This window comes from Vibrio sp., assembly GCF_038138445.1.
GTDB lineage: Bacteria > Pseudomonadota > Gammaproteobacteria > Enterobacterales > Vibrionaceae > Vibrio.
Genome location: NZ_JAYQDQ010000101.1, coordinates 1 through 13,145, shown reverse-complemented (window position 1 = coordinate 13,145; position 13,145 = coordinate 1). Strand labels below are relative to the sequence as shown.

The 13,145-nt window shown below is 41.8% G+C and carries 10 protein-coding genes; 5 read left to right on the top strand and 5 right to left on the bottom strand.

Translation table 11 applies throughout. The features are described from left to right. The first annotated feature begins 91 nt into the window (after positions 1 to 91). Together AAFM34_RS18260 and AAFM34_RS18255 are read left to right on the top strand one after the other, a co-directional pair. The gene (locus tag AAFM34_RS18260; protein WP_341665300.1) at positions 92 to 460 is read left to right on the top strand and encodes a hypothetical protein; all 369 of its coding nucleotides are present in this window, start codon (positions 92 to 94) and stop codon (positions 458 to 460) included. A 346-nt stretch (positions 461 to 806) separates the two neighbouring features. Further along, positions 807 to 1,262, top strand: a complete 456-nt coding sequence (locus AAFM34_RS18255) for a hypothetical protein (RefSeq protein WP_341665298.1) — start codon at positions 807 to 809, stop codon at positions 1,260 to 1,262. A gap of 340 nt (positions 1,263 to 1,602) precedes the next feature. On the opposite strand, the gene AAFM34_RS18250 is transcribed toward AAFM34_RS18255, so the two are convergent. From AAFM34_RS18250 to AAFM34_RS18235, 4 genes are all read right to left on the bottom strand, one after another. Next, positions 1,603 to 2,601, bottom strand: coding sequence for a hypothetical protein (locus AAFM34_RS18250; protein ID WP_341665296.1), 999 nt, complete (start codon positions 2,599 to 2,601; stop codon positions 1,603 to 1,605). Positions 2,602 to 3,069: 468 nt separating this feature from the next. Beyond that, positions 3,070 to 3,570 (bottom strand): outer membrane beta-barrel protein, encoded by a 501-nt coding sequence (locus AAFM34_RS18245; RefSeq protein ID WP_341665294.1) that lies wholly within the window; start codon positions 3,568 to 3,570, stop codon positions 3,070 to 3,072. A gap of 130 nt (positions 3,571 to 3,700) precedes the next feature. Next, positions 3,701 to 7,630, bottom strand: a complete 3,930-nt coding sequence (gene hrpA / locus AAFM34_RS18240) for an ATP-dependent RNA helicase HrpA (protein WP_341665292.1) — start codon at positions 7,628 to 7,630, stop codon at positions 3,701 to 3,703. 122 nt (positions 7,631 to 7,752) lie between these two features. After that, positions 7,753 to 9,027 (bottom strand): MipA/OmpV family protein, encoded by a 1,275-nt coding sequence (locus AAFM34_RS18235; RefSeq protein WP_341665302.1) that lies wholly within the window; start codon positions 9,025 to 9,027, stop codon positions 7,753 to 7,755. Positions 9,028 to 9,186: 159 nt separating this feature from the next. On the opposite strand from AAFM34_RS18235, the gene AAFM34_RS18230 reads away from it, so the two are divergent. Genes AAFM34_RS18230 through AAFM34_RS18220 form a run of 3 tightly spaced genes read left to right on the top strand, consistent with a single transcriptional unit; the run spans position 9,187 to position 12,008 of the window. Then, a complete protein-coding gene (locus AAFM34_RS18230; protein ID WP_341665290.1) occupies positions 9,187 to 9,555 on the top strand; it encodes a hypothetical protein in 369 nt (122 codons plus the stop codon). Continuing rightward, positions 9,555 to 11,498 carry an alkaline phosphatase family protein gene (locus AAFM34_RS18225; RefSeq protein WP_341665288.1) on the top strand — a complete coding sequence of 648 codons (1,944 nt, stop codon included), beginning with the start codon at positions 9,555 to 9,557 and terminating at the stop codon, positions 11,496 to 11,498. Before AAFM34_RS18230 ends, AAFM34_RS18225 begins: the two co-directional genes overlap by 1 nt. Positions 11,499 to 11,540: 42 nt before the next feature. Further along, on the top strand, positions 11,541 to 12,008 hold the full coding sequence (locus tag AAFM34_RS18220; RefSeq protein WP_341665286.1) for a TerB family tellurite resistance protein: 468 nt from the start codon (positions 11,541 to 11,543) through the stop codon (positions 12,006 to 12,008). A 54-nt stretch (positions 12,009 to 12,062) separates the two neighbouring features. Here the strand turns inward: AAFM34_RS18220 and AAFM34_RS18215 are convergent, their stop codons facing one another. After that, the gene (locus tag AAFM34_RS18215; protein ID WP_341665284.1) at positions 12,063 to 12,947 is read right to left on the bottom strand and encodes an N-acetylmuramoyl-L-alanine amidase; all 885 of its coding nucleotides are present in this window, start codon (positions 12,945 to 12,947) and stop codon (positions 12,063 to 12,065) included. Between the last annotated feature and the right edge of the window lie 198 nt (positions 12,948 to 13,145).

The following is a 13,145-nucleotide window of genomic DNA, read 5'->3' as shown; positions in this document are numbered from 1 at the left end:
CAAGCCGATACCCCAGAAAAAACAATGCCGCTCACCTTAAGTGAACGGCATTAGGTTTAAAGCTCTCCTTTTCATGTTGGCTTGTAGCCCAATGGTTTGGATTTCTTGGGAACAATCTATAGAAATCATCCATAACTACAATCATCTAAGTAACACAATAAAAGTTAGCGGTGCTCTCAATGATGCGTCATCTTTTGCCGGCCTCATGATCTCCGTTATCGCATTTGTATTCTCAACCATACCTTTAATCACAGGAAAACAGGCGAAATGGATCCCTAAAATAGTATTCATTATTTTAGGCTTTATAACTATTTTATCTTTTATTACTGGTTGGGGTATGAATGTAGCGTTGAAAAAAGAAATTGCGAGTAGAGGCTATATAGAATGCACATCTAAGCGAGAGCTAGCTTTGAAGTTTTCAAGTAGAACTTACGCTTTAGACCCTAAGTTGTGTGACTAATTTATCCTGCAATTTCTTAGCATACCCTACCGTGCTGACACATGTATACCATATGTCAGCTTCTTATATCATGGTTTGCAATACTTAAAGTTTCCCATAACTCCTAACTTGAGTGATTAGTCTACGAAAGTTGTGTACAAAAGCTTGTAAGGTGATACGAGTTATTGCCCAAAGTAAAATAGCAGTGTTCGTATAGAAGCACTGCCGTTTTTAAATCAAACACGCCCCTTTTTACCTTCCTGTAATATATTGATTTTTAGGTGAATTGTGATACAAAGATTGCATCATAGCTGGATGACAAACGGCATTTAGTCGTCGAGTAAGCCTTAGGTATCAAGGAGGATAAATGAATCGTCGAGAAAACAAATGTCTCATAGTATCGTCAGGGTGTTGCTTTTTAGCCGCATTAGCTCATTTGGGATGTATTGTATTTGGGGCTGATTGGTATCGACTGTTCGGGGCCGGAGAAGCGATGGCACAAATGGCGGAGCAAGGACTTTGGTACCCTACACTTATCACGCTTACAATAGCAGCAGCTTTGTGTGTCTGGGGTACTTTTGCCTTGGCAGGGGCCGGCGTAATGAGGAAGCTACCATTTACGCGCTCCATTTTAGTTGTGATTACAATTGTTTTTCTCCTGAGAGCCTTCTCCTTTTTAGCACTAATGCCAATGTTTCCAGATAATTCTTTGACTTTTTGGTTGGTAAGTTCAAGTATCTGTTTGTTTATAGGCAGTTTGTTTGCAATCGGTACAAAGCAAGAGTGGTCGAGACTAACTATCGCATGTATACCTGAGCGCTAGCTTCAATAACGTGGTTTAAGGTACTTACATTTATTACATAAGTTGATAGTTTAGCAAAACCACTGACATGTTTATGTTCAAAATAAAAAGCTTGGCCACAAGCAACCAAGCTTATATTTATCCATCGATGTCATAAAGAGTGAGTATTACAACAGTAGATTTGATATAGAAAAGCTCATGGGTAACAAGAATTAAAGCCTGACTCATTACATTTCTCAGGTAAAATCTTCGAAAAATATGCCATTAAGTTTTAAATAATTAAAATCAATCTAATTTCATGGAATAAAAATCATTTTACTGCATACATATGATTCCATAAGCCTATCAAACATTTTTATAATTATAAGCGACATACAGGGGGCGGTAAAGTAGATTCGTTATCCAAGTTAATATATAGATTATTAGTTCTATATGTTTGTTTGGCATCGATATAGTGCCAGCCTAAAGTGTTATCTTCATCATTGTGAGAGATACTATTTAATACTAATTCATCGCCTTCTGATTGATTTATTACTCCTGCTGCAATGCCATTATATTTGCCAAGCAAAAAGTTATGAGTAATATTTACTAAACTACCATTATTGATGGTTGACTTGTCGAGCTTCCCGACTAATAATCCGTTATGACCATTTTTTGCTAAATCATTTCTTTTAATGGCGCTATCGGTAATTTCTAGCAAACTTAGATCTGTATTGTATACTTTTCCAAATATACCTCCAGTGTCGTTAAAGCTATTATTTTTTATCGTCATATTAAGATCATGGACCTTAATTTCGTTTGCTCCCGCACCATCTATTAGCCAGCCAGAGACTCCACCAACGCTACCAGACTTTGTAGTTGTACTTAAGATGCTATGCTCTACAGTAATATTTTGCAGCATGGCATTATCTGCTCTACCAACTAGTAAACCAGTGGCCCAAGCTCCTACAGCATTTACGATCGACGAATTAGAAATTGTAACGTTTTTAATAAGCCCACCATTTAATAATCCCGCTAAAGCTCCGACGGTCTGTGCTTTCACTCCTTGTGTGGTAATTTGAAAGCTATTAATAGTTAGGTTCTTGACTTCTCCTGAGTCAATTTTAGAAAATAGTCCTATGTTCCCCTTAGTAGCAATAATTGATAAGTTTGATACTGAGTAACCATTACCATTTAAGTTTCCTGAAAATATTTTGGGATTGCTATGAAGTAATCCAGCACAATCAATATTTTGAACCAGTTCATAATCCAAGTTAGTTTTGTTCTCAAGGTTGAGTAGTTTCTCGCAACTATCGATCTGAATGGGTGAAGCTGTAGCTCCCAGAGAGAAAAAGCTGAGTAGAAGAGTTCTTTTTATCATTAATTATTCCGTTATTATCTGTGGTTTATATAATGAGAAAAAAGAATAAGTGAAATATATCTATATGTGAAATATAGTTTCAATAAAATATAATTTATGTGATCCATGTTGCATATTATATTTATAGTCTAACGGTCGAAATTAGGCGTTTATATCCGGGATGTTTCGACATTGGTAAAATTAGTACTATAGATTGATACTATTTGAGCGCAATAATAAAAAGATAAGCAGAAGCAAGACCTGAGCCCATTATATTTGTAATGCGAGAGACGATCCAACCTCGTGAAATAGTTAATGTCTTATTTATATTCGAATACGAGTAGCTTCCACCCTAAGATAGTACTTAGCTATCTTATAAATTTCAGATACACTTACAATAAGATGATATGAATTATTGTACAAAATAAAAAAGCTTGGCTATCAACAGCCAAGCTTTTATTTATGCGTCGATGTTACGAAAAGTGAATATTACAAAAAGTGGATGGTCGCATTCAAAGAGAAATTAGTAATATCGTCTTCTTTCATGCCAAATACATTGTAACTCGCGCCAAATGAAATCGGTACAGGTCCGGGGGCAAAGTACTCGGCACCCACACCATAGGTCACATCGACTTCATCTTCATCAAAGCCACCATCGGCTTTCAGGTTGTACGAATGCACACCCGCCTTTCCATACACATGGAGAGGACCGAAATCAATACTTGGCTTTACAGCAAAATAAATGGCGCTACCTGTTAGGTTAGTTTTAATGCCATTGTAGTCAACACGATCGAACTTACCGAGATCTTGATAACCCGCTTCAAGGCCGATAAAAGGCAAAAGGCCCGTTCCGACATGGACATTATAAGAAGTCGTCGACTCTCCGTTTAAGTCTGTTTGTCCAACGCTAGCCCCGCCGTAAATCAACGAGTCTGCCGATACCCCTGCTGAAGCACTTAGCAATGCCAGCGCTAATAGTGATTTTTTCATAGTTAGCCTTCTCTATTATCCTTGACAGAAACTGCTGCGGCAATCCTCTGCCTTCCCAGTCAAAAACTTTACTCTGTATTACAACTAAGCAATTTACATACCTAAAGCGACTAATGAGCACTTATTCTAGCTAGCACTCACTGATCGCATTCTTGACTCTTTTATCCGATACCGGATATGGCGTCCCTAACTGCTGAGCAAAATAGCTCACACGAAGCTCTTCAATCATCCAACGAATTTGCTTCACCTTCTCAGGCACCATTACCCCTTTAGGAACCTTATTTAATAGTTCCTTGTATTCATCTGCAACAGACTCAATCTTAAGCATGTGTATGCGATCTTTGTTTGGATCGATTGGCAATTTCTCCATACGCTTCTCGATCGCCTGCATGTAACGAAGAATATCGGGTAACCGCTTCCAACCGCATTCTGTCGCAAACCCTTTGAATATAAGCCCTTCTATTTGCGCTTTTATATCAGATAAGGCGAATGCCATGGAGAAATCAATTTTCCCTTTCAACTTTTTGTTAATATTGAAGGCAGTCGTCAAAATTACTTCCACTTGTTTAGCAATCTCAACAACTGTGTCTCCAAGTTCAGCGCGTACATGCTCTTTGAGTTTCTCAAACGCCTCAGACTGCCAAACCAGACCACCTTGCTCTTCAATTAACTTATCAACACCACAAGCGATACAATCATCAATCAAGTCCAAGACTTTTCCATAAGGATTGAAATAAAGTCCCAGCTTGGATTTGTTCGGCAAGTTGCTGTGCAGATATTTAATCGGTGACGGTACGTTGAGTAAAACAAGTTTACGCTGCCCAGCTTGCATCGCTAAGTGTTGCTCATCAGCGGTTTCAAACAACTTAATTTCAACGCTGTCTTTTGCATCAACAATCGCAGGAAAGGCTTTAACGTCATAACCACCACGCTTTTGCTGGTAGACTTTAGGCAGTTCTCCAAAGCTCCAAGTCTTTAGATCTCTTTGCTCAATATCATCATCAGCCACTTTTGATAGTGTCTCCTGAACTTTGTCTTTCAGGCTCTCTTTCAAAAGGTAAAGATCGCGATTTTCTTTGAGCTTACGATTTCTATGATCAACGGCTCGAAATGTGACTTTAAGATGATCGGGAACCTGTTCAAGGTTCCAGTCTTCACGCAGCACTTCAACACCTGTCATGCGGCGTAACTCTTTTTCTAGCGAGTCCAAAAGCGGGCTTTCCATCGCAGTGGCTCGGGCGAGAAACGCATCTGCGTAGTTTGGCGCTGGAACAAAGTTCTTACGTAAGGTTTTTGGTAGCGCCTTTATTAGGCTGACCACCAATTCATGTCTTAAGCCCGGAATTTGCCAATCAAAACCAGCAGGTTCAACTTGGTTAAGAACAGGCAGAGGCAGATGAACCGTGACACCATCATTATCCTCACCCGGTTCAAATTGATAGCTGAGCTTGAGTTTTAACCCATTCTGATACCAAAAATTAGGGTAATCCAATTCCGTTACATGGCTGGCATCTCCCTTGAGCAACATCTCTTTTTCAAAATTCAGCAGCTCACTGTTGGTCTGCGACGCCTTCTTCCACCATGAATCAAAGTGCTTTCCAGAAACGACCTCTGTCCCGATACGCTGATCATAAAAGTCGAATAGCTCATCATCATCAACCAATATATCGCGCCGACGAGATTTATGTTCTAACTGTTCCACTTCTTGCAATAATTTGCGATTAGTCTTAGAGAAAGCGTGCTTGGTTTCCCATTCACCTTCAACCAAGGCGCTGCGAATAAACAGCTCTCGGCTAACGCTTGGATCAATGCTGCCGTAATTGACTAACCGCTTGGGCACAATTGGCACACCATAAAGCATGACTTTTTCATGTGCCATGACCGCAGCTCGTTTCTTCGACCAATGAGGCTCGCTATAGCTCCTTTTAATTAAGTGTTTAGCCAGCGGCTCAATCCATTCTGGTTGCACTTTAGCAATGATACGGCCCCATAATTTGGAGGTTTCGACCAATTCCGCCGATACTATCCATTTGGGCTGCTTTTTAAATAACCCCGAAGCAGGAAAGATATGAAAACGTGCATTTCGTGCGCCTTGATATTCATTCTTCTCCTGATCTTTGACACCAATATGGGATAAAAGCCCGACAAGAATCGCACTGTGAACACTTTGATAACTGCTCGGCTCTTCATTGAGCTTGTATTCCATCTCTCGCATTGATTGATGGATTTGAAAGTAAACGTCCTGCCACTCTCTGACTCTGAGGTAGTTCAGGTAATCTTGCTTGCACTGCTTGCGAAACTGATTTCCCGACAGCGATTTCTGCTGCTTTTGCACGTAATCCCAAACATTGACAAAGGTTAGAAAGTCAGACTCTTCATGGAAGAAGCGTTTGTGTTTATCATCAGACGATTGCTGTTTATCGCTTGGTCTTTCTCTTGGGTCCTGAATGGATAGCGCCGCCGCAATAATCATCACTTCTCTCAGGGCACCATATTTTGGTGCTTCCAGTACCATCCGAGCCAAACGAGGATCAATGGGTATCCGCGCAAGTTGCTTACCGATTGGGGTAAGACGTTTTTTGGCCTCCTTAGAGCTTTCATTGATCGCACCAAGCTCTTCCAGCAAGCGTACACCATCTAGGATATTGCGTTTATCTGGAGCCTCAACAAACGGAAAGGCTTGAATATCGCCAAGACCCAGTGCGGTCATCTGCAAAATAACCGACGCTAAATTGGTTCGCAGTATTTCAGGATCAGTAAACTCAGGACGAGACTCAAAGTCTTGTTCAGAGTAAAGGCGGATACATATACCCTCTTCAACACGGCCACAACGACCTTTACGCTGATTAGCACTTGCTTGGGATATAGGCTCAATCGGTAGTCGCTGCACCTTGGTTCGATAGCTATAACGACTGATTCGAGCCGTTCCGGGATCAATAACATATTTGATACCCGGAACCGTTAAAGAGGTTTCGGCCACGTTGGTGGCTAACACAATTCGGCGCCCTGCATGAGGCTGAAAAATCTTATTCTGTTCGCCTGCAGAAAGGCGAGCATAAAGGGGAACAATTTCCGTACTCTTTAAATTCCGTTTACCTAGCGCGTCCGCAGTATCACGGATCTCACGTTCCCCATTCATGAAGATGAGAATATCGCCAAGACCTTCATCGCATAACTCATCTACCGCCTCGAAGATGCCTTCTAGCTGGTCACGATCAACATCATCGTCTCCACTCAGTGGACGGTATCGAGTTTCAACAGGATAAGTTCGGCCCGACACTTCAATAATCGGCGCATCGTCGAAGTGTTTTGAAAAACGCTGCGGATCAATCGTCGCTGATGTGATGATGACTTTTAAGTCAGGACGACGAGGCAAGAGCTCTTTGAGATAACCCAGAATAAAATCGATATTTAGGCTTCGTTCGTGCGCTTCGTCAATAATGATAGTGTCATACTGATTTAAAAAGCGGTCGTGCTGAATTTCAGCAAGCAAAATACCGTCTGTCATCAGTTTGATCTGAGTTTGGTCTGAGATTTGATCGTTAAATCGAACTTTATAACCGACAAAATCACCCAACTTGGTGCCCATTTCCTCAGCAATTCTGCTTGCCACAGACCTTGCTGCCAGACGTCTAGGTTGGGTGTGACCAATCAAGCCATATTGACCTCGCCCAAGCTCAGCGCAAATCTTAGGCAACTGAGTGGTTTTACCTGAGCCGGTTTCCCCAGCCACAATCACCACTTGATTGTCTTGTATTGCCTGAGCAATGTCGTCCCGTTTCTGGCTAACCGGTAATATCTCTGGATAGTCGATGTTGGGCTTGAAGCTCGCTCTTTGCTCTGCTTCCATTATTGACTTGGCAATATCCAATGCAATTTCATCAAACACAGCATGACGTGACTGCTCTTTTTTTATTTTACTCGCACCAGAGATACGCTTACTAAGGCGAAACCTATCTCCTAGCATGCATTGATTCAAAGCGCTGCGCAAAGAAGATGGTGTATTGGATTGTGCTGTATGCTCTTCGGTAGGGCGTGTTTTGGGCTGTGACGATGTCAAAGCGTTACCTATTCTTTTTACTCCATAAAACTGCGCACATTGTATCACAACAGACAATAAAAATACCCCAAACCAATGGGATTAACGAGAGAATAACAGTGGCTTACCTATAACCTCAAGGATCAGAACTCAAATTGAAAATAAATCGTGTTGAAGTTACTGCCACCCTTGATTCGACCATACTGGGACGCTTGCTCAAATATTGCGCTCCTGTGATGAAGTGAATACCCAAACCACACTTTGTTGAGCTCAGAATAACCGACCAGATCTCCTAGATTCACATCAAGTGATAAATCCAAGTAATTGAGTAAATTACTGGCGTTATACCCTTTTTCATCCATTTCTGTCTGCTCTATGTAGGTAATGCTATCAATAAAAGACATACCTTCAGCAAAACCCAGCCGCCATTTAAAAGGCCATTCAATCGTATAATAAAATTTGATCGCCGCAATATATTCTGTACTGGCAGATTGCACTTCGGAAGACCAATGATGAGCGATACCCGGGGTGAAATACACATCTATCGGCACCCCAAACAATTGGTCTGTCAGCGGGTGACCATAAAACAAAGAACTCATTTGGTTGTTATATTGATCAGATTGAGTGTCTAACGCGAGTATTTCACCTATGTTAGACGGCGTAGCCCAGCCATGAGCCAAGCGTATGTACCTTGAGTCACTCAATGTTTTTTTCGAATCACTCGTCTGGTTATTGAAGATGCCAAAGCCAACAAACACCTCACCCTGATATCTGTCGTCAACCGTTGAAGAGTGGTAAGCATTGCTATCGAGGCGACGAACACTGGTTGAACCTAGTAAATAGAGGTTTGAGTACAAGTGATAACGGGCATCAACCCCTAATCTAAAATCGACACCTGCGCCGATTTTTTCATCTTCTGAAGCCGAAAACGTATAATATTGGCTATTAAAGTCAGCATCTTTATACCTAAGCTCGGCAAAAGGACTCACCTGCCAATCTTGGTAATCATAGTCTCCTTTAAGGATAAAATTAGCGTGAAACCGAAACTCATCGTCCGTCATTATTTCTGTGTTGACCCGCCACGTATCGTTAAAGGCATGCCCCAACTGGGCGCCAAAATCGACCGCATCTCCGCCGTTAGCATTTTGGGCAGAAGCAGGAATATCAACAAACCTTAAGCGCATCAGCGCGTTAAACTCTAGAGCTTCATCTTCTGACTGCCACAGGTAAACACCACCTTGTAATCCATCAATAAATACCTGCTGATTGTCAAAGTACATCATGGGAACAAAGGAGCCGACAGCTTGATCATTATCAGGCGTCACAAAAGGAATCGATGCTGAGCGGTAAACCGCAGCAATGCCCCAAGTTTGATCTTGTGCAAAAGAAAAGCTGGTAGGAGTTGTTATTAAAATCATCAGCGCTGAATATGTCTGTATGCTGTTCATTTTTATGCCTTAAAATTACAGAGCAGACGAAATTGTACAAAGCTGATAAAACTAAATGCGTTTTTACTTATCGCTTAGTGCAATTCACCATTACTATAAGAGTATACCTTGACTTAATTTGAAAAAATCGTGAAAGCTTCAGACTTAAAGAAAATTATCGACTCACTCGATGAGACTCAAGATCCGGAACTGGTAACTGGCGATATATGGCTGCCGGAGCGTTTAGTTAACACTCAACTTGACCAACAAATGTTGTTCCTTGAATTCGACAATGCACCGGAAGAAGGGCAAGGTGAAGAGGAAGGACGCGGGTTTGTTGAACATGAAATTGATATGATTCGTAAGAGATTTGAGCAGATTATCGATGAAAGTTCCGATACAAAAACTAAAGCAGATGCTATGCTGGCGCTATTTCTCATGGGTCATGAAATGTCGAGCTCAGAAATCATAGAGATCTTAGAAGACCCAGAAGTACCGAAGGATCCAACAGATATTTAATGAATACAGAACATGAACTCCCTTTTCTATTAGCTGGCCCAATATTAAGAAAGTCCTCCACCAACGATTTGGTTTTTTGGCTCGTAACTAGCCAACCTCTTAAAGGACAGTTTTCGCTCAACCATGAACCTGACCATGGTGTTATTTTCGAGCAGTCTCTAGACCAATGCCATCAAGTTAAGATTGGAGAGTATTGCTATGTCACTCTGGCTCACTTCAAACATCACTTTCCAACCAATGTTGCGCTAAGTTATGAATTCCATACTCAAAATGGCCCATTAAGTCAGTTATATCCGCATTTGCTACATGATAATGAGCAAGCACTGACTTTTAAGATTTCCACTAAAGCGGACTACGTTTTACACGGCTCATGTCGTAACCCCGATCATCCCAGTAAAGATGCTCTAGTCGCTATGGATACTAAGCTCGCATCGCAACCTCTGGGCGAGAGAGCCGATATGCTGATGATGAGTGGCGATCAGATATACGCAGACCACGTATCAGGCCCTTTGCTCGACGCCACACTTCAGACTATAGAGCTATTAGGATTACCCAACGAAACCTTTCCTGACGGACCGTTCAGTTCTGCCAACGACTTATATTTGCACCCGGATAGCTTTTACGGGCGTGATAGTATACTTCCTCATCATTTTGGCGAAGAAAGTTGGATCCGCAAATTCTTACCTAAACGGCATATTCCTATATTCAGCGCACGTGAAAGTGAAAACCACCTCATTACCTTTGCTGAATACTTTGCCATGTATTTGCTAGTCTGGTCCCCTACTCTGTGGCCATGCATCAATCGAGATCGCCTCAGCGACCAAGCGTTTACCCCCAATGGCAAGACGATTTCTGAACATTATCAGCAAAAATGGCAAGGCGAATACGAGAGACTGGGGAGTTTTATCGAAGGGCTGCCTAAAGTCCAACGGCTTTTTGCACATATTCCCACCTATATGATTTTCGATGATCATGACGTAACCGATGACTGGAACCTCACTATAGGTTGGGAGCAAGCAGCCTACACTAACCCATTTTCGCATCAAATCATCGGCAATGCCCTGATTGCTTATTGGCTATGTCAAGGTTGGGGGAATGAGCCTGATAACTTCAATCAGGAGTTTTTATCTCTTGCTCTCGGGTATTTCAATCAACCGACTGACCAACACCATAAAGATTTTATCCGCTACTTATACAGTTTTGAGCGCTGGCACTACACAATTGACACTTCACCTAAAGTGGTAGTGCTTGATACTCGCACTCGTCGCTGGCGTTCAGAATCCAAAATGAACAAGCCCTCTGGTTTAATGGACTGGGAAGCCCTTATCGAGTTTCAACAAGAGCTGATGTACCAAGATAAAGTCATTGTGGTCTCTGCTGCCCCTATTTTTGGCGTTAAGTTTATAGAGGCTTTACAAAAAAGCATGACAATGATGGGCCAGCCGTTGGTGATTGATGCAGAAAACTGGATGGCACACAGAGGCAGTGCTAATACCCTGCTGAGTATTTTTACTCACACTAAAACACCGAGCAATTTCGTTATACTCTCCGGTGATGTGCATTACTCATTCGCTTATGATGTTAAGCTTCGCTTTCGTCGCTCTAGCCCCAACATTTATCAAATTACTTCAAGTGGTTTCAAGAACCAGTTTCCAGAGCCCTTACTCGGATGTTGTGATCATATAGATAGAGTGCTCTACTCACCTAGCTCACCACTGAACTTTTTCACCAAGCGCAAACGGCTCAAAGTTAAAAAACGCCAGCCAAATATTGATGGGTCTCGATATTTGGTCAATGCCAGTGCGGTTGGGGAGTTAAAGCTTGATGAACATGGTAAGCCCAAACGTATCTCGATATTGACTGGTGAAGGCAATGAAATCGACTTTCCACCACTGGATGAAAAGTCATCTTTTTGTCAAAGCACTTGTGCTCGTCGAGAATAATCACTATCTATAGAAATAACACAGAATTTCGAGGCAGATAACATGTTGAATTCCATATCGGCGCTTTTTAAGCAGTTAGTCGAGGGAAATGACCTCAGCAAACATGACAGCGCAGACCCAAATCTAGCTATGGCATGCTTACTGTGTGAGGTTGCCAATGCTGATCATAAAACGGATGAGGCGGAAACTCAGGCGCAAAATTCACTACTTGCACGCTTGCTAGATACAAGTAGTGAAGAGGCCGCAGAGCTTATCGCGCGTGCACAAGCTAAAAGCCGTCAATCCGCATCGCTCTACGAGTTTACTTCTCAGTTGAGGGAATTAAGCCAAGCAGCACGTTTTGATCTAATTAAGTCGATGTGGGAAGTCGCCAATGCCGATGGTGAAATAGACCCGCTAGAAGACGCCGTCATTCGCAAAACTGCTGAGCTTATTTATGTCGACCACAGCGAATTTATTCGCGCAAAACTGCAAGTCCTAGAAAACCAAAAGCCCTCACCCAAAAACTAACAAAACTCAATGAACCCCAAATGCTGGCTTTGGGGTTCAATAGACAAGTCAAAATCAGTAAGCACTTTCTGGCTCAAGCAACATGAAACCATCCATTTCTGAGCTGATTTCAAGGTAGTGCTCTTGCTCATATTTATTTAGCAGCGCCAGAATCGCCGCCATACTTTCAGGAGTCACTTCACCACTGATTAACCAAGGTGTAAAGTGCGTTTGAAATGCTTTAATCACATCGGTTTTATTCGTATCCGTTACTTGAGGATATCCGTAATACTCGATAGCTCTATAGAAAATATCAGAATTGATAGGTTGAGATACAAGCTTGCTGTATTCTCTCAAGTAATCATCACTGTTATACCATGCCCCATAACCTTTGCTGTAGACGTACTGCCAAGGAAACTTAGGTCCAGGATCGCTTTTTCTCGTTGGCGCAATGTCCTGATGAGCGACAAGGTTGACAGGCTGAATATCAGGATAAGTCTGATAAATCTTATCCAGCACCTTGATCAGATTTTCTATCAATTTTGGTGGGTAATCCGGATACAAACACGTCATTGTCTGAGTCGGGGTTCCTGTATTTTCCAAACGATGACAATCTACCTCGTAGACTAATTCAATGCCGACTGACGTGTCATTAAGACCACTTCTTCCACGCCAAAAACTTTTCCCTGCGTGCCATGCGCGCTGATTAAGATCCGCAAGCTGGTAGACGCTTTCTTCCGTGACCACAAAGTGAGCACTGACATTGGCTTCAGGGCTACTAAAAAGCTTGAGCGTTTTTTCTTCAGTTTCTTGGGTGTAATGAATAACAATAGACTGAACCCTATCATTTTTGTTAGGTGTCTCTAGGCTAACAAATGATGAGCAAGCAGACACACTTATCAGTCCCGTTATGCAAGCTGTTCTCGTTATTAGTTTACGCATTGATTTTTTTGCCATCATTTCTTTTCACTCATTGGGGCCAGATTCATTCAACCATCTATGAATGAATCATAAGCCTTTACTTATAGTGGATTCGCCTATCAAACTCTCTAAAAAGTATAAATATCATTAAACAAATCCACACACATTCTCTTAAAGATTAACTTTGCACTGAGGGATCCCCTCATAAATCCGCCAGTGCATAGCCATCTTTTAAGA